Source organism: Massilia brevitalea (genome assembly GCF_030711405.1).
In the GTDB taxonomy this organism is placed as follows: Bacteria; Pseudomonadota; Gammaproteobacteria; order Burkholderiales; family Burkholderiaceae_D; genus Telluria; species Telluria brevitalea.
In genome coordinates this window covers 109,287-130,269 of the sequence record NZ_JAULSI010000005.1, presented here as the reverse complement: position 1 = coordinate 130,269, position 20,983 = coordinate 109,287, and the positions used below count along the sequence as shown (strand labels likewise).

Sequence of the window (20,983 nt, the reverse complement as noted above, 5' to 3'; positions counted from 1 at the left end):
ACATCAAGCAATTTGGGTGGAATGACTCCGCTTATTGGCATGCGATGAGACCGCGTGGGCACAAGTGCCCACCCTACAAAAACAAAAACGGCGCACCGGATGATCTTGGTGCGCCGTTTCTGCTCTGTTAAAAAACTGGACTTAGCTTAGAACTCTTCCCATTCGTCGCCGGCCGTTCTGGCCAACTGCGCCTTGCGTACCGGCGCCGCCGTCTTGGCAGCCGCACGCGGCGTGGTAGCAGGCAAGGCCGGCTTTACGGCGCGCGGTGCAACGGCGACCGGCTTCGCCACCGCCGCCACCGCCTCACCGGTCCTGAACACCGCCACCGCTTCCGCCAGCTTGGCCGCCTGCATGCGCATCGCATCCGCGGCAGCCGAGGTTTCCTCGACCAAGGCCGCGTTCTGCTGGGTCACCTGGTCCATCTGCACCACGGCGCCGTTGATCTGATCTCGCCCATGATGTCGGCCACGCGGCGGATGCTCTCGACGATCTCGTGCATCGTGCTGCCGGCTTCGTTCACCAGGCGGCTGCCGTCGCCGACCCTGCCGGCAGAATCCTCGATCAGCCCCTTGATGTCCTTGGCCGCCGCCGCCGAACGCTGGGCCAGGTTGCGCACCTCGGTGGCCACGACCGCGAAGCCGCGCCCCTGTTCGCCGGCGCGTGCCGCTTCGACCGCCGCGTTCAGCGCCAGGATATTCGTCTGGAAGGCGATGCCGTCGATCACGCCGATGATGTCGGCCATGCGCTGCGAGCTGGCGTGGATGGCGTCCATGGTGCCGACCACCTGCTTGACCATGGCGCCGCCGCGTTCGGCCACGCTCGAAGCCACGCCGGCCAGCACGTTGGCCTGGCGCNGATGATGTCGGCCATGCGCTGCGAGCTGGCGTGGATGGCGTCCATGGTGCCGACCACCTGCTTGACCATGGCGCCGCCGCGTTCGGCCACGCTCGAAGCCACGCCGGCCAGCACGTTGGCCTGGCGCGCGTTGTCGGCGTTCTGGCGCACGGTCGAGGTCAGCTCTTCCATCGACGACGCGGTTTCTTCCAGCGCGCTGGCCTGTTCCTCGGTGCGCGAGGACAGGTCCATGCTGCCGGCCGCCACTTGCGAGGAGGCCGAGGCGATCAGCTCGGTGCCGCCACGCACGATGTTCACGGTGCCCAGCAGGCTGTCGTTCATCTTCTTCAGGGCCGCCAGCAGCTGGCCGAGTTCATCCTTCGTGCTCACCTCGATGCGGCTGGTCAGGTCGCCCGCGGCCACGGTTTCGGCGATCGCCAGGGCGCGCGCCACCGGCGTGGTGATCGAGGCCGTGATGCGCCAGGCGATGACGGCGGCCAGCGCCAGGATCACCGCGCTCAGGACCAGCATCAGGCGCAGGGTGTTGTCGTAGGTGGCGTCGGCTTCCAGCGCGGCCTTCGCGGCCAGCCCCTTCTGCATGTCGATCTGGCCGGTGATGACCTTGCGGTATTCGGCCAGCAGCGGACGGTAGGTGTTGACCAGGTAGCTGGAGGCCTGTTCGATCTCGCCGGCGCCGATGTGGCGCAGCAGCACATCCTGGGCGGCGACGAACTTGCCGTTGTAGTCCAGGCTCTGGCGCAGCAGGGCCTTGCCTTCTTCGCTGACGATGGTCGGGGCCAGCTTGTCGAAGGTGGCGGCGATATTCGCGCGCGCCTTGTCGACGTCCGCGGCCTGGACCTTGCGGTCGGCGGGGTCGGCATTCAGCATCATGTTGCGCAGCGCGATCGAGACGTTGTTGACCTCGGTGAGCACGGCGTTCGATGCCTCGATCTTCGGCATGTAGTTGCCGACGATGACGTCGGTGCCGGTCTTGATGCGGCCGAGCATGGCCGTGCCGAGCACGACGACGAGGATGAGGAAGCGCACAGGAGGCCGAAGCCGGCGAAAAGCCGGGTCCGTACGCGCAGGTTGGCGATGTTCATGGGTTTCGTCTTTGAGGTTGGGGGGCCAGGCTAGCCGGCCAGGTGCCGGCGTATTGACCGGAATTACTGATTTTTCCGTATAGCAACGTAGGGTAACGGCGCTATACGGTCCAACTCAATGGCGAAATACTAATTGAACGGAAATTTTGTGCGGAATGTTGCGGGTGTGCCGCAGGGGAGAGTGGGTGATGGCAGAAACCGTACGGTGGGCACTCCGTGCCCACGCGGTTACGTGCGTGTCCTGATGACTACGTGCGGTGATGTATCGCTCGCACCGCGTCCGCGAGCCGTTGGCCTGATAGTGGCACGGTGATCATGTGCGAGCGACGTTTCAGGGCACGTAGTGCAAGGATGCGCACGTACCGCGTGGGCATAGGGTGCCCACCGTACGTTTGAAGCCGCAGGTTAGGCCTGCGCCGCAACGGTGCAAAACCAGCGTCGAATCAGACGCCCAACGCCCCGTCGATGATGCCGCCGCCCAGGCAGATGTCGCCGTCGTACAGCACGGCCGACTGGCCCGGGGTCACGGCCCATTGCGGGTCGGTGAATTCCAGCGCGAAGCGGTCCGTGCCCTCGGCCAGCACGCGGCAGGCCACGTCCTGCTGGCGGTAGCGCGTCTTGGCCGACAGCAGGCGCGGTTCCGGCGCCTCGCCCGCGACCCAGCTGGCCTGGCCCGCGTCCAGGCGCGAGGACAGCAGCCACGGATGGTCATGGCCCTGCACGATGTACAACGTGTTGCTGGCGATGTCCTTGCGCGCCACGAACCAGGGTTCGCTGGTGCCGTCGGCGTTCCTGTGCGACTTCAGGCCGCCGATGCCGATGCCCTTGCGCTGGCCGAGCGTGTAGAACGACAGGCCGATGTGCTCGCCCACCGTCTGGCCATTATCGAGCTTGATCGGGCCCGGCTTGTGCGACAGGTAGCGGTTCAGGAAGTCGCGGAACGGGCGCTCGCCGATGAAGCAGATGCCGGTCGAATCCTTCTTCGCCGCATTCGGCAATGCCAGCTTTTCGGCGATCTTGCGCACCTCGGTCTTCGGGATCTCGCCCAGAGGGAACAGCGACTTCGACAGCTGCGCCTGGTTCAGGCGGTGCAGGAAGTAGCTTTGATCTTTCGTTGAGTCGAACGCTTTCAGCAACTCGAATTTACCGGCCGGGTTTTCGCGCACGCGCGCATAGTGGCCGGTGGCGATCAGGTCGGCGCCCAGCTTCATCGCGTGATCGAGGAAGGCCTTGAACTTGATCTCGGCGTTACAGAGGACGTCCGGATTTGGCGTGCGGCCGGCCTGGTATTCGCGCAGGAATTCGGCGAACACGCGGTCCTTGTATTCGGCAGCAAAGTTCACGGCCTCGATGTCGACGCCGACCACGTCGGCCACGCTGGCCGCGTCGATCCAGTCCTGGCGCGTCGAGCAGTATTCGGAATCGTCGTCGTCTTCCCAGTTCTTCATGAACAGGCCGACGACCTCGTAGCCCTGTTCCTTCAACATCCACGCCGCGACCGAGGAGTCGACTCCGCCCGACATCCCGATCACGACTTTTTTCTTGCTCATTTTTTAAACCTGACTGTATTTAGACCTGATCCGTGGTGGCCAGTCCGCCCTCGAACACCGATGGGTGGGTGTGCAGCAGCGCCAGTTCGGTACGCTTGCCGGCCAAGTAATCGTCCACGCATTGCAGCACGATCGGGCTGCGGTGGCGCTCGGGACAGGCGGCGAGTTCGTCGCGCGTCATCCACAGGGTGCGCAGGATGCCTTCGTCGAGCGGCTGGTCATACTGCCTGCCCGCTTTGCCGCAGAAGGTGAAGCGCAGGTAGGTGACGTCGGCATTGCGCGACTTCGAATGGTAGCGCGACATGTACATGCCGACCAGCGCTTCCGGAATGAACTCGTGCGCGGTTTCTTCCAGGGATTCGCGCACCACCGCCTGCTCCAGCGACTCGTGCGGGTCGAGGTGGCCGGCCGGCTGGTTCAGCCTGATTCCTTCGCTCGTCTCTTCCTCGATCAGGAGGAAACGGCCATCCCGTTCGATGATGGCGGCAACGGTGACTGACGGTCTGAAGGTATGGGTCATGCGCATCCTTGGAAATGAGCCGATATTCTACAGCGACCCGCAAAGCGTTGCTCGACAGTACGTGTGCAATGCAGCAAAAAAGCCCGAAGAAAGCCGAATTGATACAGAAATCGATGCGATCTCGCCTCAGCTGTATCGTATTTACCATCGAAATGCCGAGCCGGATCGACTTGTCATTATCAGCAGATTCTTGTGCATGTTTACGTGTTAGATTGTGAACACAAAACCCATACGAAGGGAGGCGTGCATGAGAATCGGCATTCCGGTGGAGACACGGCCAGGCGAAACGCGCGTGGCGGCGACTCCGGAAACGGTCAGGAAACTCGCGGGCAAGCACCAGCTCATTGTCCAGTCCGGCGCAGGGCTGCACGCCGCCGTCACAGATGAAGCCTATGCCGCCGCCGGCGCCAGCATCGGCAGCGCGGACGATGCCTTCGGCGCCGAGATCGTGCTGAAAGTGCGTGCACCGAACGAGCAGGAGCGCGCCCGCATGCAGCCCGGCACCGTGGTGGTTGGCATGCTGAATCCTTTCGATCTTGATAACATCGCCGCCATGGCGCAATCGCGCCTCACCGCCTTTGCGCTGGAAGCGGCGCCGCGCATCACGCGTGCGCAATCGATGGACGTGTTGTCCTCGCAAGCCAACATCGCCGGCTACAAGGCCGTGATGCTGGCCGCAAACACTTACCAACGCTTCATGCCGATGCTGATGACGGCCGCCGGCACCGTCAAGGCGGCGCGCGTGCTGATCATGGGCGTGGGCGTGGCCGGCCTGCAGGCGATCGCCACCGCCAAGCGCCTGGGCGCCGTGATCGAAGCCTCGGACGTGCGTCCGCCGGTCAAGGAACAGGTGGAATCGCTCGGCGCCAAGTTCATCGACGTGCCGTTCGTGACCGACGAAGAGCGCGAGATCGCGCAGGGCGTGGGCGGCTACGCGCGGCCGATGCCGGCGGACTGGATGCGGCGCCAGGCCGAACTCGTGCACGAACGCGCCAAGCTGGCCGACATCGTCATCACCACCGCCCTGATCCCGGGGCGGGCGGCGCCGACCCTGATTCGCGAAGAAACCGTGCAGGCCATGAAGCCGGGCTCGGTGATCGTCGACATGGCGATCGAGCAGGGCGGCAATTGCCCGCTGACGGAGCTGAACAAGACCGTAGTCAGGCATGGCGTGACGATCATCGGCGAGCCGAACCTGGCGGCGCTGGTGGCGGCCGACGCCTCGGCCCTGTACGCGCGCAACGTACTCGACTTCCTGAAGCTGGTGTTCGACAAGGACGACAAATTCCATATCGACCTGGAAGACGAGATCGTGCGCGCCACGCTGCTGTGCCACCAGGGCGAAGCACTAAGAAAATAAAAGGAGACGGGAATGGACATCAGCCACACCATCATCAACCTGATCATCTTCGTGCTGGCGATCTACGTCGGTTACCACGTCGTCTGGACCGTGACGCCGGCGCTGCACACGCCGCTGATGGCGGTGACCAACGCGATTTCCGCCATCATCATCGTCGGCGCCATGCTCGCGGCCGGCCTCACCGAAGGCGTGCTTGGCCAGGCCATGGGCACGGTAGCGGTGGCGCTGGCTGCGGTGAACGTGTTCGGCGGCTTCCTCGTCACCCAGCGCATGCTGGAGATGTTCAAGAAAAAGGAACCGAAAGCCGCCGCGCCGAAAGCCGCCGTCGAAGCCGCTGCTCGGACTGCGTCCGGCAAGGAGGCCGCATGAACATGATCAGCATGAACCTGGTCACGCTGCTGTATCTGGTGGCATCGGTCTGCTTCATCCAGGCGTTGAAAGGGCTGTCGTCGCCGTCGTCCGCGCGCATGGGCAATACCTTCGGCATGGCCGGGATGGCGATCGCGGTCGCCACCACCATCGCCCTGATCTTCAAATTGCAGGAACAGTTTGCCAGCGGCCACGCCGGCCTCGGCTTCCCGCTGGTGATGCTCGGCGTGGTGGTCGGCGGCGCGGTTGGCGCCTACGCCGCGAAAAAGGTCGAGATGACCAAGATGCCGGAGCTCGTGGCAGCCATGCACTCGCTGATCGGCCTGGCGGCGGTGTGCATCGCGGTGGCGGCTGTCTCGGAACCGTGGGCCTTCAACATCGCCGAACGCGGTGGCGCGCTTCCCTTTGGCAACCGGCTCGAACTCTTCATCGGCACCTTTGTCGGCGCCGTCACCTTCTCGGGATCGGTGATCGCCTTCGGCAAGCTCTCGGGCAAATACAAGTTCCGCCTGTTCCAGGGCGCGCCGGTGCGCTTTGGCGGCCAGCACATCCTGAACCTGGTCATCGCAATTGCCATCATCGTGCTGGGCCTGGTGTTCTGCTTCTCCGATGGTGCGGCGCCGGCCTGGACGCCGTTTGCCATCATGGCTGCGCTGGCCTTCGTGCTGGGCGTGCTCATCATCATCCCGATCGGCGGGGCCGACATGCCGGTGGTGGTGTCGATGCTGAACTCTTATTCGGGCTGGGCGGCGGCCGGCATCGGCTTCTCCCTGAATAACTCGATGCTGATCATCGCCGGTTCGCTGGTGGGCTCAAGCGGCGCGATCCTGTCTTACATCATGTGCAAGGCCATGAACCGCTCCTTCTTCAACGTGATCCTGGGCGGCTTCGGCGGCGAGGCGGTGGTCGCAAACGGCGGCGCGCAGGAGCAGCGCCCGGTGAAATCCGGTTCGGCCGAGGATGCCGCCTTCATCCTGCAGAACGCCGAATCGGTGATCATCGTGCCGGGTTATGGCCTGGCGGTGGCGCGCGCCCAGCACTCGGTGAAGGAACTGGTCGACAAGCTCACCGAGCATGGCGTGACCGTGCGTTATGCGATCCACCCGGTGGCGGGGCGCATGCCGGGCCACATGAACGTGCTGCTGGCCGAGGCCGAGGTGCCTTATGACCAGGTGGCCGAGATGGAAGACATCAACGGCGAGTTCGGCCAGACCGACGTGGTGCTGGTGCTGGGCGCGAACGACGTGGTGAACCCGGCGGCGAAAGACCCGAAATCGGCGATTGCCGGCATGCCGATCCTGGAGGCCTACAAAGCCAAGAGCATCATCGTCAACAAGCGCTCGATGGCGTCGGGCTATGCGGGGCTGGACAACGACCTGTTCTACATGCCGAACACGATGATGGTGTTCGGCGATGCCAAGAAGGTGATCGAATCGATGGTGAAGGCGGTGGAGTAGGCGCTAGAACACGTCGCCGGCGATCTGCTTGCCGTCGACCACGATCTTGATGCTGACCGAGAACAGGGCGTAGGCGAACACTTCGACCAGGAAGGTCTTGCCGTCGGCACGCGCGACCGTGACGGCGACAAACGGGCGGGTCTTGTCGAGTGCGAACATGCCGCCGTTCTCGGCCACCTGTAAGCCGTCGACGTAGAGCTTCAGGCCGTCGTTCCAGGAATTGCGCGCCTTGATCTCGATGCCGTCCCATGTGCCGATCCACTCCTTGGGGAACCATTCCTTCTTGCCGGACGGCGTAAAGCGCTGCTGCGCCGCCTGGCGCGTGATGCCCATCAGGGCGCCCAGTTCGGCCCAGGAGCGGCCGGCCTGGCGCGCCTTGCCGACCGCCTCCTTTTGCAGGCCCTCGCAGATCTGCACGCCGGCGCTGCTGGCCGCTGCCAGGCGCAGGGCGTTGTCGGCTTCGGCGTCAGGCGCGTCGACCAGGCTCGCGTGGGCGACGACGGCTGCTTCGATAGCGTGCTGCAGGCTGGCGCGCTGTTCGGGCAGAAGGAGGCCGGACTGGATGGTCATGAACATCTCCGTGGATGAGTGTATGTCAAGATTAGTTAACGCCCATGAGCGTGTCAAGAAAAATTGACGATGGCTCGGCAGAGGTTTTGTAGGGTGGACACCTGTGTCCACGCTGTCTCATCGTGTGCGTTGATGCGGCGTATGCGAATGTCGGATTGCTGGCGTGGTGGAATTTGTAAAGGTCGTGTCTATGCGAAGGGTCAGACAGCGTGGACACAGGTGTCCACCCTACGAAAATCACCGCCTGTAACCAATCAACCTTAGCCTTGCCGGTACGGCAAGAACGACGACCCGCCTCTTCGCCCATACATCATGACTTCGGCCAGCAGCGTGCGCGCCGGCTTGACGGCGTCCAGCGTCGCCAGCCCCAGCCCGAGCACCGATTGCAGCGGTCCGCTGCCGACAAAGGCGCGCGCCATGGTGTCGGTGAGGGCGATAATAAGTTTGCGGTCCTGCGCCCGTTCGTCGAGGAAGCGGCCGATGGCTTCCGGCCCCGGGCAGCGTGCCAGCAGGCGCGCCAGCACGGCGGCGTCGCGCAGGCCCAGGTTCAGGCCCTGGCCGGCCACCGGATGCAGGGTCTGCGCCGCATTGCCGATGGCAACCGTGCGCGTGGTGGCGTGGGCTTCGGCGTTCAGGCCCAGCGGATACGCGAGCCGCGCCGAGACCCTGGTGAAGCGCCCCAGGCGCCCGCCGAAGGCCTCGCCCAGTTCAGCCAGGAAGCGGCTCTCTTCCATCGCCTGCAAGGAAGCAGCACGCTCCGGCTGCACGCACCAGACCAGCGCGTACTGCAAGCCGTCGGCGCCGTCCTGCGGCAGCAGGGCCAGCGGCCCCTCGTCGGTAAAGCGCTCGAAGGCGCGGTGCGGGATCGGGCTGCTGGTTGCCACGCGCGCGATCACGGCATGCTGGCCATAGTCGCGCGTCTGCTTCTTGTCTTCCTGCTGGCCGAACACGCCGCCTTCGGCGCCGACCGCCACCTGGGCGCTCAAGGTGCGGCCATCGTCGAGCGCCAGGGTGACGTGGCCGCCATCCTCGTTCAGCGAGGCCACGCGCGCCGGGCGGATCACCTCGACGCCGGCGGCGTCCACCGCGCGCGCCAGCGCATCGACCACCTCGCCGTAGCGCGTCACGTAACCCAGCGCGTCCAGCCTGTGTTCGGCGCGGTCCATCAGGCTGCGTCCCAAATGGCCGCGGCGCGAAACGTGGATGCTGTGGATCGCGGTAGCGGGGAGTGGCCAGGCGCCGACTTCTTCCAGCAGCATACGGCTGCCCCAGGCCAGCGCGATCGAGCGCGGATCGGAAATCGACTGGCCGAGCGCGCGCGCATCGATCAGGACGATGCGCTTGCCGGCGATGCCGCGCCGCGCCAGCAGGGCGGCCAGGGCCAGCCCCACCGGGCCGGCGCCGCAGATCGCCACGTCATAGTTGTCCTGGTGCTGTTCCATCATCGTCCTCCCATCGGGGTTTCACGCATCAACGCTTCGATCTCGGCCACCGTCTTCGGCGCCGCCCCCGATATTACCCGCGCTCCCGCTTCGCCGACGATCACGTTGTCCTCGATGCGGATGCCGATGTTCCAGAAGTGTTCCGGCACATCCGGCGCCGGGCGCACGTAGATGCCCGGCTCCACCGTCAGGGCCATGCCCGGCGCCAGCAGGCGCGAAGGCTTGCCTTCCAGCGCCAGGTCGCGGTAGGCGCCGGCGTCGTGCACGTCCAGGCCCAGCCAGTGGCCGGTGCCGTGCATGTAGAAGCGGGTATGGGCGCGTTCGGCCAGCACGATCTCGACGCTGCCGTACCGGGTCTTGTCGAGCAGGCCGAAGTCGAGCATGCCCTCGGCCAGCACGTTCAGCGCCGCTTCGTGGAAATCGCTGTAGGGCCGGCCCGGCCGGATCGCCGCCAGCGCCGCATCCTGGGCGCGCAGCACCAGTTCGTACAGCTGCCGCTGCGGCGCGCTGAACACACCGTTCACCGGGAAGGTGCGCGTGATGTCGGAGGCATAGCTGTCGAACTCGCAGCCGGCGTCGATCAGCACCAGGTCGCCGTCACGGGTCTGGGCATTGTTGGCGTTGTAGTGCAGGATGCAGGCGTTCGCGCCACTGGCCACGATGGGCGTATAGGCCGGGAACTGGGCGCCGTTGCGGCGGAATTCGTAGAGCAGCTCGGCCTCGAGTTCGTACTCGAACATGCCGGCCCTGGCTGCGCGCATCGCACGCAGGTGGGCGGCGCCGGCAATCCCGGCCGACTTTTCCATCAATGCCTGTTCGCTCGCGTCCTTCAGCAGCCGCATCTCGTCGAGCAGGGGCAGCAGGTGCTGGATACGTGCGGGGGCCGTCACGCCCGAGCGGGACTGCCTCCGTACCGTGTTGATCCAGCCGGCCACATGTGCGTCGAATGCCGCATCGCGGGCGTTCGCGTAGTACAGGGCCGGCACGTCGGCCAGCAGGCGCGCCATCTGCGCATCGAGTTCGCCGATCGGAAACGCCTCGTCGAACCCGAAGGCCTCGCGCGCGGCGGCCGGGCCGTACCTGACACCTTCCCAGGTCTCGCGCTCGACGTTCTTGTCGCGGCAGAACAGGATGGAACGGGCCGGCGTGGCGCCATGCGCCGCCACGAGCACCAGCACGCTTTCCGGTTCCGCGAACCCGCTGAGGTAATAGAAATGGCTGTCGTGGCGGTAGGGGTACTCGCTGTCGGCGTTGCGCAGCACTTCAGGCGCGGTGGCCAGCACCGCCACCGCGCCCGGCTCCATGGCCTGGGCCAGGTGGGCGCGGCGCGCGGCGTAAGGGTTCACGCGCCGGCCTTTTTGCCAAGGGGCGCGTTCAGCTCCTCGAGCTGCCCGACCGTGCCGACATTCACCCAGGGGCCGGTGTAGATCTCGCCGCCGATGCGGCCCTGCTCGATGAAGGTGCGCATCAGCGGGCCGATGCGCATCACTTCGCCGGGGGCGATGCCGTCGAACATCTCGGGCCGGTAGACGCCGATGTTCGCGAAGTTCCACTTCGGGTTGCCGTTGTTGGTCAGCGAGTACATGTTCAGCCCGAAGTCGCCTTCCGGGTTGTGCCAGGGGTTCGGCGTCAGGTAGAGCCAGGCGATGTCGCGTTTTTCAGGCGGAATCGGCTGGCCCAGCATGTCGCGCTCGGGCAGGGCGTCGAGCACCTGCGAGAAATCGAAGTAGGGCGCGTAGATGTCGGCCGAGATGGCGAGGAAGGGTTCCTCGCCCAGCAGGTGGCGTGCGTTCGCGATGCCGCCGGCCGTTTCCAGCGCCTTCGGCTCGTGCGAGTACACGATGCGCGCGCCGAACTTGCTGCCGTCGCCCAGCGCTTCCTCGATCATGTGGCCGAGGTGGGCGTGGTTGATGACGATGTCCGTGATCCCGGCGCGCACCAGGTTCAGCACGTGCCAGACGATGAGCGGACGGCCGCGCACCTTGAGCAGGGGTTTCGGGCAGGTGTCCGTCAGCGGACGCATGCGCTCGCCGCGGCCGGCGGCGAAGATCATGGCTTTCATGGTGTCCCCGGTGTACTCAGAAGGTGTAGCCGACTTGCGGCGCGCCCTTGTCGCCAAAGGCGTCGACGGCGTCGAGCAGGCGCAGCAGGGGCTTGAGTTCGGTGTAGCGGTTGGCGGTCTTGCGCACGTAGTCGAGCACCGTCGGCAGGTCGCCCATGTAGATGTTCTTGCTGTCGCGGTAGTTCAGGCGGCAGAAGATACCCAGGATCTTCAGGTGGCGCTGCAGGGCCATGAATTCGAAGTCGCGGTAGAAGGCGTCGATGTCCGGGTTCACCGGCAGGCCCACCCCCTTGGCGCTTTGCCAGTAGCGCACGACCCAGTCGAGCACGATTTCTTCGTCCCACTGGATGTAGGCGTCGCGCAGCAGCGAGGCCAGGTCGTAGGTGACCGGGCCGTACACGGCGTCCTGGAAGTCCAGCACGCCCGGGTTGCCGGCGTCGAGGAACATCAGGTTACGCGAATGGAAATCGCGGTGCATGAACACCTGCTGCTGGGCCAGCACATTCGACGTGATGGCCTCGAACACCTTGTCGAGCTGGGCCTGCTGGGCTTCGCTGAGCGTGACGCCCAGGTGGCGCCCCAGGTACCACTCGGGAAACAAATTCATTTCGCGCAGCACGAAGGCGCGGTCGAATTCCGCCAGCACGCCGGGCTGGCTGTGCAGCTGGAACTTGATCAGGGCGTCGACCGCATCCGAATACATGAAGGCGGAATTGTCCGGGTCGAGGCGCGCCAGATAGGTGGTGGTGCCGAGGTCGGACAGCAGCAGGAAGCCGCGTTCGACGTCGCGCGCGACGATGTTCGGCACGGTGACGCCGGCTTCCTGCAGCAGGCCCTGGACGTGGATGAAGGCCGGGACGTTCTCGCGTTCGGGCGGGGCATCCATGGCGATCAGGGTCTCGCCCAATGTGTCGCGTAGCGCAGGCGCCACATCGAGGCGGAAGTAGCGGCGGAAGCTGGCATCGGTCGATGCCGGGCGGCGCGAACCGGTTTCCACCAGGTTCAGCGAGCCCAGCCATTCGGTCAGCAGTGCGAGGCGCGCATCCTGCTCGGTGGAAGTGGGGGAATTTTGATACGAAGAAGCCATGAAACGTCCGAGGGAAACCGGTTGAGTGAACTAATTCCCATATAATAAGGGATTCAATCTAAAAAATCGCCCTTTATGGTGCAGCCCAAGAATCCATGAGCTGGTTTACGGCCCTACCATTCCCGCAGCGGCAGGCAGTCGCCTTTTCCGCGCTCGTTACCATGGCCTCGGGGCCCCTGCATGCGCAAACCGCGCCGGCGACGCCCCGTGCCGACGAAAACGATCTTCCCATTACCGTGCGCGCCGAGGAGATCGGCGGCCGTCCCGACCGTGAGATCAACCTGAACCGCGACGTCGAGGTCACGCGCGGCCAGACGAAAATGACGGCCGACACGGCCTGCTACCGCCTGGTCGAAGACGAGGTCACGGCCAACGGCAACGTGAAGCTGTGGCGTTTCGGCGACCGCTACCAGGGCGACTCGCTGCAGCTGAACCTGGAAACCGGGCGCGGCTGGTTCCTGAATCCGGAATACCAGCTGCAGGTGAACAACGCCCAGGGCCGTGCCGACCGCATCGACTTCCTCGGCGAGGACCAGGCCCTCGTGGTCGACGGCACCTACAGCACCTGCCAGGGCACCAACCCCGACTGGTACCTGAAGTCGAGCACGCTGCGCCTGGATTCCGGGCGCGACGTCGGCATCGCCGGCAAGACCATCGTCTATTTCAAGGACGTGCCCATCCTCGGCACGCCCGCGCTGTCGTTCTCGCTGTCCGGCGCGCGCCGTTCGGGCTGGCTGCCGCCCTCGATCGGCGCCGGCTCGAAGGGCAAGACCGAGGTCATGGTGCCGTATTACTTCAACATCGCGCCGAACCGCGATTTGACGGTATTCCCGCGCATGATGTTCGACCGCGGCCTGCAGCTGGGCGCAACCGGGCGCTACCTCGGCGCCACCGAGCGCGGCCCCTACAGCGGCGAGACCCACTTCGAGTACCTGCGCAACGACCGCATCACCAAGACCGACCGCTGGCTGGTCGATTCGCTGCACACCCAGCAGCTCAGTCCGCAATGGTCCTTCGGCTGGAACCTGCACGGCGCGTCCGACGACCAGTACCTGAGCGACTTCTCGCGTTCGGTCTCGGTCAGCGCCGAGCGCCAGCTGGTGCGCGAGGTGTCCACCGCCTATAACACCGAATTCTGGAGCCTGACCGCACGTGCCCAGAACTTCCAGGTGCTGCAGGAGCCGGCGGCGGTGACCAATCCGGCGCTGACGATTCCGCGTCCGTATGCGCGCATGCCGCAGATTACCTTCCATACCGGCCGCTTCGACGTCAACGGCTTCGACTGGTCGGTCGATGCGGACGCCACCCGCTTCACCCATTCGACCTGGGACAGCGGCAACCGCGCGACGGTGCTGTCGCAGGTGAGTTATCCCTGGGTGCGTCCGGGCTACTACATCACGCCGAAGCTGATGCTGAACGCGGCCAAGTACGACCTGGACAGCAATGCCGGACGCGATACCACGCTCTCGCGCGTGCTGCCGACCTTCTCGCTCGACGCCGGCATGGTGTTCGAGCGCGAGACCACGCTGCTCGGCACCGCCGCCACCCAGACCCTGGAACCGCGCCTGTTCTACGTGCGCACGCCCTACAAGGACCAGGACGACTTCCCGAACTTCGACAGCGGCGAGGCGGGTTTCAGCTACGCCCAGCTGTTCAGCGAGAACCGCTTCGTCGGCGGCGACCGCGTGTCCGACGCCAACCAGCTGACCGCGGCAGTGGTGTCGCGCTATATCGAGGGCAGCGGCGCCGAGCGCCTGCGCCTGGCCTTTGGCCAGCGTTTCTATTTCACCGAGCCACGCGTGCAGATGCCGGGCCGCCCGATCCAGGACCGGAAGGACCGCTCCGACCTGCTGCTGGCGGCATCGGGCCGCATCGTCGAGAGCCTGAACGTCGACGCCAGCGTACAATACGATGCGACGAGTTCGAGCGTGTACAGCCGCAACTATGGCCTGCGCTGGAGCCCGGGCATGCTGAAGGTGCTCAACGCCGAGTACCGCTACGTGCGCGACAGCTTCCGGAATGCCGACATCTCGGCCCAGTGGCCGTTGTCGACGCGCTGGTTCGGCGTCGGCCGGGTCAGCTATTCGCTGCAGGACCACAAGGTGCTCGAAGGCCTGGTCGGCCTCGAATACAAGGCCGACTGCTGGGTATTCCGGATGGGCGCGCAGCGCTTCGTGACGGCGGCCCAGTCGACCTCGACGCCGGTGTTCTTCCAGCTCGAGCTGAACGGCCTGTCGGGCTTCGGCATGGGCAACCCGCTCGACTCGTTTTACAAGAGTATTCCCGGCTATACCCGGCTGAACACCAACGTGGGCCGCCGCTGACCGGGACCATGGATGATTTTTGACCTGAATGAGTGCTTCCCAGATTATGCGTACTACCCGTTTGCATCAACTTAAGCTCGCAGCGGCGCTGCTGTGCGCGCTCACGGCCGGCACGGCCCTTGGCCAGGCGACTCCGGCAACTGGTTCGGCTCCGGCAACCGGTACTGCTCCGGCCAATCCGGGCAGCGGCTTCCTGCCGCCGGCATCCAGCAACGCCAACGTCGTCGACGCCATCCGCGTGGTCGTCAACGACGAGGTCATCACCCGCAACGAAGTCACCAACCGCGTGGCCCAGATCGTCCAGCGCATGCGCGCCCAGAACGCCCAGCTGCCGCCGCAGGCCGACCTCGAGCGCCAGGTGATCGAGGCGATGATCGTCGAACGCGCCCAGGTCCAGCTGGCCAAGGAAATGGGCGTGCGCGTCGACGACCGCATGCTCGACGCCGCCATCGGCCGCATCGCCCAGGACCAGAAGCTGTCGGTCCAGGAGATGCGCAACCAGATGGAAAAGGAAGGCATGGCCTTTGCCGCCTTCCGCGAAGAGATCCGCAGCGAGATCATGATGCAGCGCCTGCGCGAGCACGAGGTCGACAGCAAGATCCAGGTCTCGGATGCCGAGGTCGATACCTTCCTGGCCGCCGAAAAGGCCGCCGCCGCCGACCGCATCGAGGTCGACATCGCCCAGATCCTGGTCGGCATCCCGGCCAACGCCACGCCCGAGCAGATCGCCGCGCGCCGCGCCCGTGCCGACGAGGTGCAGCGCCAGCTGCGCACCGGCGCCGACTTCGCCAAGGTCGCCGCCACCTATTCCGACTCCGGCGACGCCCTGAAGGGCGGCGCGATCGGCTGGCGCGAGGCCGACCGCCTGCCGCCGATCTTCACCAACGAGCTGCGCAAGCTGAGCGCCGGCCAGGTCACGCCGGTCATCAAGACCAACGTTGGCTTCTACATCCTGAAGCTGGTCGACAAGCGCAGCCTGGCCAGCGCCGCGGCGCAGGAGCAGGCCGTGGTCCAGCAGACCCGCGCGCGCCACATCCTCATGAAGGCGACGCCGACCATGCCTGCGGCCGAGGTCAAGCGCAAGCTCGAGGAAATCAAGGCCAGGATCGACAGCAAGGCCGCCACCTTCGAGGACATGGCGCGCCAGAACTCGCAGGACAACGGCTCGGTATCCAAGGGCGGCGACCTGGGCTGGCTGTACCCGGGCGACGTGATGCCGGAATTCGAAACCGCGATGGCGGCCCTGAAGCCGAACGAGCTGTCCGGCGTGGTCGAGACCCCGTTCGGCTTCCACCTGATCCAGGTCCTCGAGCGCAAGAGCGAAGACGTGACCGCGCAGAAGGAACGCAACCGCGCGCGCCAGGTCATCCGCGAGCGCAAGCTCGGCGAAGCCTTCGAGGACTGGGCGCGCGAAGTGCGCGACCGCGCCTACGTCGAGTACCGCGAGGAAGGCTGAGGCCATGACGATGCAGGCAGCACGTCCGGCCCTGGCGCTCACGGTCGGCGAGCCGGCCGGCATCGGTCCCGAGATCGCCATCCGTGCCGCCTGGGCGCTGCGCGAGCAGGCCAACTGCGTGCTGGTGGGCGACGCCGCCTTCCTCGCGCTGACGGCGAGCCTGATCGACCCCGCGATCCGCCTCTCGGCCCTGTCCACGCAGGCGCTGAGGAACGGCGGCCTGCCGCACTTCGGCAAGGACCGCCTGGCCGTGGTCGACGTGCCGCTCGCGGCCCACGTCACGCCCGGCACCCTGAACCGTGAAAACGGCCGCGCGGTGCTGGCCACGCTCGACCTCGCGATCGAAGGCGTGGGGTCGCGCTGGTTCGACGCCATCGTCACCGCGCCGCTGCAGAAGAGCACCATCAACGACGCCGGCGTCGCCTTTTCCGGCCATACCGAATACCTGGCCGAAAAGACCGGCACGCAGCAGGTGGTGATGATGCTGGCCGGCCAGCCGGCAAGCGGGCAACCGTATCTGCGCGTGGCGCTGGCCACCACCCATCTGCCCCTGAAAGACGTGCCGGACGCGATCACGCAGGAGGGCCTGGGACGCGTGCTCGACATCATCCAGCACGACCTGCGCACCAAATTCGGTATCGCCGCACCGCGCATCCTGGTCACCGGCCTGAACCCGCATGCGGGCGAGAACGGCTACCTGGGACGCGAGGAAATCGAGGTCATCGCACCCGCGCTGGCGGCGGCGCAGGCGCGCGGCATCGACGCGCGCGGGCCGTATCCGGCCGACACCCTGTTCCAGCCCAAGTACCTGCAGGACGCCGACTGCGTGCTGGCCATGTACCACGACCAGGGGTTGCCGGTCCTGAAGCACGCCACCTTCGGGCGCGGCATCAACGTCACCCTTGGCCTGCCCCTGATCCGCACCTCGGTCGACCACGGCACCGCGCTCGACCTGGCGGCGCAAGGCCTGGGCCATGCCGACTGCGGCAGCATGGAAGAAGCCATCCGCGCCGCCGCCGCCATGGTGGCGGCCAGCCGCGCCGCATCACACTAAACGAAAGCACCAATGAAACACGTCGCACGCAAGCGCTTCGGCCAGAACTTCCTGACCGATAAACTCGTCCTGGGCAATATCATCGACGCCATCGGCCCACGCCGCGGCGAGGCGATGGTCGAAATCGGCCCCGGCCTGGCGGCGATGACGGCGCTGCTGCTGAAGGAACTCGACCACATGCACGTGGTCGAACTCGACCGCGACCTGGTGGCGCGCCTGGAAAAGGCCTACCCGCGCGAAAAGCTCACGATCCACGCCGGCGACGCATTGAAATTCGACTTCGGTTCGATCCCGGTGCCCGAAGGACAGAAGCTGCGCGTGGTCGGCAACCTGCCGTACAACATCTCCAGCCCGCTGCTGTTCCACCTGGCCGACTTTGCGCACCTGATCGAGGACCAGCACTTCATGCTGCAGAAGGAAGTGGTCGAGCGCATGGTGGCCGAGCCGGGCACCAAGGCCTACGGCCGCCTGTCGGTAATGCTGCAATGGCGCTACGACATGGCCCTGATGTTCATCGTGCCGCCCACCGCCTTCGATCCGCCGCCGCAGGTGGAATCGGCCATCGTGCGCATGGTGCCGACCCGGCGCCAGTTGCCGGCCGACGGCCCGACCCTGGAAGCAGTGGTGCAGAAGGCCTTCTCGCAGCGCCGCAAGGTGATCCGCAACTGCGTGGCCGGCATGTTCACCGAACAGCAGCTGCTGGACGCCGGCATCGACCCGGGCGTGCGTCCGGAGACCGTGTCGCTCGAACAGTACGTGGCGCTGGCGAACATCCTCAAGCCGGTGCAGTAAATTTCTTCCGGCGGTCCGCGTGGCCGCCGCGTCTCTTCTTTCCCGTTTTTCCTTCACTAGCCCGCTGAGCTACTGCGCTGCACAAACACGCTATATCGCCGTTTGACGCGCTTTGGCGCCTGCTTTTTGCAGTTCGTCGCAGGCCGCTGGAAGGTGGCCGAGGTGCTTGCTAATCTACTCCCATCGAAAGCCCGAATGCAGACGCAAAGGGCCCACCACTCAACCGAAGGGAGCCTGAAATGAACGTCCTCAAACACATGGAATCGATCTTCGTCGTCGCCGCACTGCTGGTCGGCGTCAGCACTTACGCCAGCGCCGAGAGCTACAAAGCGCAAGTGCGTGCCGACGCGATGGTGGCGGTGAGCACCGGCAAGATGGCGATCGTGAAGGTCAGCGGCAAGCGCCTGGTGCCGGTTACCAAGCTCGGTTGAGCGGCTGCCCCGGAGGTTGTGAAAAAATGGCCATGGCGGCGTTGCCTCGTCTCGCCGTAGGCTCGTACTGTCTTCGACTCGGCGCCTTGCCCTGACCATTTTTTCACAACCTCCCGTGCAGGGGCAAAAAAAAAGCCCACCGTTGCGGGTGGGCTTAAATCCAATTCTTTTCTGAGGAGAGTTGGAGGAGACAGGTAGGATTATGCTGCGCTACAACATATAAATCCAATTTTCTTTTGGAATGATCGTCATCAGCGCAGCGTATATCTGTCTCAAGGTCTGTCTCAGGCCGGATTGGCGACGCAGGTGACGTCGATGTTCGTGACCGGATTGTCGCCCATCGTGCCGGTGGGGTTGGCGACGGTGCAGGTATAGCCCGCAGGATTGGTCTGGACCGTCACGCCATAGGTCTTGCCGTAGGTGACAGGAACCGAGAAAGTGTAGGCGATGTCGGCCGGCGGTGTGACGGCCGGTGTGACGGCGGCGATGGAGAACAGGCTGTCGCTGCCGTTGTTCAGCACCAGGGTGCCGGCGCCCAGGCCCTTGACCTTGCCGCCGATGGTCGGCGTCACCAGCTGGCAGACGAAGTCGGCGCTGATGACCGACAGGCGTCCCGCCGTGTCGCTGGTGCGGCTGTTGCTGGCCGGTCCGCAAACCTGGTGCGGCGGCTGCTGGATGGTCACGTTGCCGGACGCATCGGTGACCTGCTTCTGGATGACGTTGTACACGTCGCCATACTCGAGCTTGTCCGGGAAGGCATACGTCACATCCTTGATGTCGGTGGCGGTATTGGTCGTGTTCGGCTGGATGGCCGTTTCCATGCCATTGGTGGTGAGTACCAAAGGACCATACTGCAGCCCGTAGACGACGCCGCCGATGGTGTACTTCGAGCCGCCGCCACCGCAGGAAGCCAGGGCCGCGGCCATGACCAGCGCCAGGCCCGCGCGGGCCGATACGTTGTTCTTCAAATTCATCTCCTGGAATGCGTTAAACCGTCAGGCGCAGGTCACGCTGACGTCGATCGTTTTCGGTTCGTCGGCGCTCGGCACCGTGCCGACACCGTTCTGGACGGTACAGGTCTGGCCGCTCGGCTGCTCGTACACGGTCACGCCGTAAGGCTGGCCCCAGCCAGCCTTCAACATCTCGAAGCTGCCGTTCGCCGTGACATCCTTGCGCACCGAGCCGTTGACCAGCACCAGGTTGCCGCCGCGCAGGCCGCTGACGTTGACGTTCAGGGGCTTCGACTTCAGCGTGCAGACGATCTCGACCGTGTTGATGTTGAAGGTGGCGCGGCCGACGCCGGTCGGCGAAATGACCTCGCACTTCTCGGCATTCTTGGGCGCCTGCTTGATCTCGACCCGGTACGAGGAGTCGGCATCGACCAGGTCGGGGAAGTAGAAGGTGGTGGCGCCGGCGGGCACGGCATAGTCGGAGCCGCCGTTATTCGTGACAACCAGGCCTTCCGCCGTGTTGTTGATAATGCTGCCGCCCAGGTAGAACTCACCGTCGCCGCCGCCGCAGGCGGACAGGCTCAACGCGCAAGCCAGCGCGACACCGGCACGCAGGGGGGAACGAATCATAATTTCTCCAAATAAAAGGGAACTGGACAAGACGCGCAACGGCGTCCGTGCCGCGTCGAAGCTGGAAGTTTGCCCATCATTTTAGAGCATTTGACAAGCCCCGGGCTCATCGCCGTTTGTATCACGGTGTAACGACGGGGCTGCGCACGGCGCGCGATTGCATTTCGCAGCCGGCCTCGCTATGCTCGGATCACCGTCTTTTCGCCCCGACGCCCGAATTGAAGCCTGACTTGATGCCTGAATTGAAGCCCGAATTGAAGTCTGCCACGCCGCCCGCGCGCCGGCCCTGGCCGCGTGCCGTCCTGTTCGACCTGGACGACACCCTGTGGCCGATCGCCCCCGTGATCCTGCAGGCCGAGCAGACCCTGTTCGCCTGGCTGGCCAGCCATGCCCCGCGCGTGGCCCAGCGCTTCACCATCGACAGCCTGCGCCAGGCGCGCCTGGAACTGCTGGCCAGCCGCCCGGAATTCCAGCTCGACCTGGGCGCCCTGCGCCGTGCCGGGCTGCTGGCCGCGTTCGAGCAGGCAGGAGAAGACACGGCCAAGGTGGAACTGGCGATGGTCGAGTTCTTTGCGGCCCGGAATGCCGTGACGCCCTACGACGACGTGCTGCCGGGACTGCTGCGCCTGAAGGGCCGGGTGCTGCTCGGCGCGGTCACCAACGGCAACGCCGATTTGCAGACCATCGGCCTGGCCCACCACTTCCAGGCATCGGTGTCGGCGCCGCGATTCGGCCGCGCCAAGCCGGACCCGGCGATCTTCCACGCCGCCTGCGAGGCGCTCGGCGTGGCCCCGCAGGAGGCGGTGTACGTGGGCGACGATTTGATCCTGGACGTACAGGGCGCCCAGCGCGCCGGGCTGCGCGGCGTGTGGATGAACCGCACCGCCAGCCGCCGCCACCTGGAAGAGGGCGTGGCGCCGGACGCGATCGTGGCCAACTTCGACGAACTGCTGGCCTGGCTCAGGCAAGCGTTCGGCTGACTGCGTGCCCGA

At 65.5% G+C, this 20,983-nt stretch carries 18 protein-coding genes and 2 pseudogenes; 9 read left to right on the top strand and 11 right to left on the bottom strand.

Features of this window, described 5'->3' with window-relative positions:
- Positions 1-146 precede the first annotated feature (146 nt).
- The 4 genes and pseudogenes from QWL29_RS04625 to QWL29_RS04610 form a co-directional block, all read right to left on the bottom strand.
- A pseudogene (locus QWL29_RS04625) lies at positions 147-1,092 on the bottom strand (methyl-accepting chemotaxis protein); the annotation flags it as partial.
- Positions 1,093-1,227: 135 nt separating this feature from the next.
- Positions 1,228-1,842 (bottom strand): annotated as a pseudogene (locus tag QWL29_RS26920) (MCP four helix bundle domain-containing protein); the annotation flags it as partial.
- A gap of 538 nt (positions 1,843-2,380) precedes the next feature.
- Positions 2,381-3,487, bottom strand: coding sequence for a tRNA 2-thiouridine(34) synthase MnmA (mnmA, locus tag QWL29_RS04615; protein ID WP_305821712.1), 1,107 nt, complete (start codon positions 3,485-3,487; stop codon positions 2,381-2,383).
- Positions 3,488-3,506: 19 nt separating this feature from the next.
- Positions 3,507-4,007: an NUDIX hydrolase gene (locus QWL29_RS04610; protein ID WP_305821711.1), complete on the bottom strand. Its 501-nt coding sequence runs from the start codon at positions 4,005-4,007 to the stop codon at positions 3,507-3,509.
- Positions 4,008-4,254: 247 nt separating this feature from the next.
- Here QWL29_RS04610 and QWL29_RS04605 point away from each other — a divergent pair, with 247 nt between their 5' ends.
- The 3 genes from QWL29_RS04605 to QWL29_RS04595 are packed head-to-tail and all read left to right on the top strand — an operon-like array spanning position 4,255 to position 7,193.
- Positions 4,255-5,367, top strand: a complete 1,113-nt coding sequence (locus QWL29_RS04605) for a Re/Si-specific NAD(P)(+) transhydrogenase subunit alpha (protein WP_305821710.1) — start codon at positions 4,255-4,257, stop codon at positions 5,365-5,367.
- A 12-nt stretch (positions 5,368-5,379) separates the two neighbouring features.
- The gene (locus QWL29_RS04600; RefSeq protein ID WP_305821709.1) at positions 5,380-5,736 is read left to right on the top strand and encodes an NAD(P) transhydrogenase subunit alpha part 2; all 357 of its coding nucleotides are present in this window, start codon (positions 5,380-5,382) and stop codon (positions 5,734-5,736) included.
- Positions 5,733-7,193 (top strand): NAD(P)(+) transhydrogenase (Re/Si-specific) subunit beta, encoded by a 1,461-nt coding sequence (locus tag QWL29_RS04595; protein ID WP_305821708.1) that lies wholly within the window; start codon positions 5,733-5,735, stop codon positions 7,191-7,193. Before QWL29_RS04600 ends, QWL29_RS04595 begins: the two co-directional genes overlap by 4 nt.
- Before the next feature lie 3 nt (positions 7,194-7,196).
- On the opposite strand, the gene QWL29_RS04590 is transcribed toward QWL29_RS04595, so the two are convergent.
- From QWL29_RS04590 to QWL29_RS04570, 5 genes are all read right to left on the bottom strand, one after another.
- Positions 7,197-7,763 (bottom strand): hypothetical protein, encoded by a 567-nt coding sequence (locus QWL29_RS04590; protein WP_305821707.1) that lies wholly within the window; start codon positions 7,761-7,763, stop codon positions 7,197-7,199.
- Positions 7,764-8,023: 260 nt separating this feature from the next.
- Positions 8,024-9,208 (bottom strand): UbiH/UbiF/VisC/COQ6 family ubiquinone biosynthesis hydroxylase, encoded by a 1,185-nt coding sequence (locus QWL29_RS04585; RefSeq protein WP_305821706.1) that lies wholly within the window; start codon positions 9,206-9,208, stop codon positions 8,024-8,026.
- On the bottom strand, positions 9,205-10,551 hold the full coding sequence (pepP, locus tag QWL29_RS04580) for a Xaa-Pro aminopeptidase (protein ID WP_305821705.1): 1,347 nt from the start codon (positions 10,549-10,551) through the stop codon (positions 9,205-9,207). Before pepP ends, QWL29_RS04585 begins: the two co-directional genes overlap by 4 nt.
- Positions 10,548-11,267 (bottom strand): N-acetylmuramate alpha-1-phosphate uridylyltransferase MurU, encoded by a 720-nt coding sequence (gene murU / locus QWL29_RS04575; RefSeq protein ID WP_305821704.1) that lies wholly within the window; start codon positions 11,265-11,267, stop codon positions 10,548-10,550. Before murU ends, pepP begins: the two co-directional genes overlap by 4 nt.
- A 16-nt stretch (positions 11,268-11,283) precedes the next feature.
- Positions 11,284-12,354 carry an aminoglycoside phosphotransferase family protein gene (locus QWL29_RS04570; RefSeq protein ID WP_305821703.1) on the bottom strand — a complete coding sequence of 357 codons (1,071 nt, stop codon included), beginning with the start codon at positions 12,352-12,354 and terminating at the stop codon, positions 11,284-11,286.
- 95 nt (positions 12,355-12,449) lie between these two features.
- On the opposite strand from QWL29_RS04570, the gene QWL29_RS04565 reads away from it, so the two are divergent.
- The 5 genes from QWL29_RS04565 (at position 12,450) to QWL29_RS04545 (ending at position 18,411) form a co-directional block, all read left to right on the top strand.
- On the top strand, positions 12,450-14,678 hold the full coding sequence (locus tag QWL29_RS04565) for an LPS-assembly protein LptD (protein ID WP_370663664.1): 2,229 nt from the start codon (positions 12,450-12,452) through the stop codon (positions 14,676-14,678).
- A 46-nt stretch (positions 14,679-14,724) separates the two neighbouring features.
- Positions 14,725-16,134 (top strand): peptidylprolyl isomerase, encoded by a 1,410-nt coding sequence (locus tag QWL29_RS04560; protein ID WP_305821701.1) that lies wholly within the window; start codon positions 14,725-14,727, stop codon positions 16,132-16,134.
- Positions 16,135-16,138: 4 nt separating this feature from the next.
- Positions 16,139-17,188, top strand: coding sequence for a 4-hydroxythreonine-4-phosphate dehydrogenase PdxA (pdxA, locus tag QWL29_RS04555; protein ID WP_305821700.1), 1,050 nt, complete (start codon positions 16,139-16,141; stop codon positions 17,186-17,188).
- 12 nt (positions 17,189-17,200) lie between these two features.
- Positions 17,201-17,980 (top strand): 16S rRNA (adenine(1518)-N(6)/adenine(1519)-N(6))-dimethyltransferase RsmA, encoded by a 780-nt coding sequence (gene rsmA / locus QWL29_RS04550; RefSeq protein WP_305821699.1) that lies wholly within the window; start codon positions 17,201-17,203, stop codon positions 17,978-17,980.
- Positions 17,981-18,219: 239 nt separating this feature from the next.
- The gene (locus QWL29_RS04545; RefSeq protein WP_305821698.1) at positions 18,220-18,411 is read left to right on the top strand and encodes a hypothetical protein; all 192 of its coding nucleotides are present in this window, start codon (positions 18,220-18,222) and stop codon (positions 18,409-18,411) included.
- A 284-nt stretch (positions 18,412-18,695) separates the two neighbouring features.
- Here QWL29_RS04545 and QWL29_RS04540 read toward each other — a convergent pair whose 3' ends face one another.
- Both QWL29_RS04540 and QWL29_RS04535 read right to left on the bottom strand, forming a co-directional pair.
- Positions 18,696-19,379: a hypothetical protein gene (locus QWL29_RS04540; protein WP_305821697.1), complete on the bottom strand. Its 684-nt coding sequence runs from the start codon at positions 19,377-19,379 to the stop codon at positions 18,696-18,698.
- Between the two features lie 27 nt (positions 19,380-19,406).
- Positions 19,407-19,991: a hypothetical protein gene (locus QWL29_RS04535; protein ID WP_305821696.1), complete on the bottom strand. Its 585-nt coding sequence runs from the start codon at positions 19,989-19,991 to the stop codon at positions 19,407-19,409.
- A 233-nt stretch (positions 19,992-20,224) separates the two neighbouring features.
- On the opposite strand from QWL29_RS04535, the gene QWL29_RS04530 reads away from it, so the two are divergent.
- Positions 20,225-20,971 carry an HAD family hydrolase gene (locus QWL29_RS04530; protein ID WP_305821695.1) on the top strand — a complete coding sequence of 249 codons (747 nt, stop codon included), beginning with the start codon at positions 20,225-20,227 and terminating at the stop codon, positions 20,969-20,971.
- The last annotated feature ends 12 nt before the right edge of the window (positions 20,972-20,983 follow it).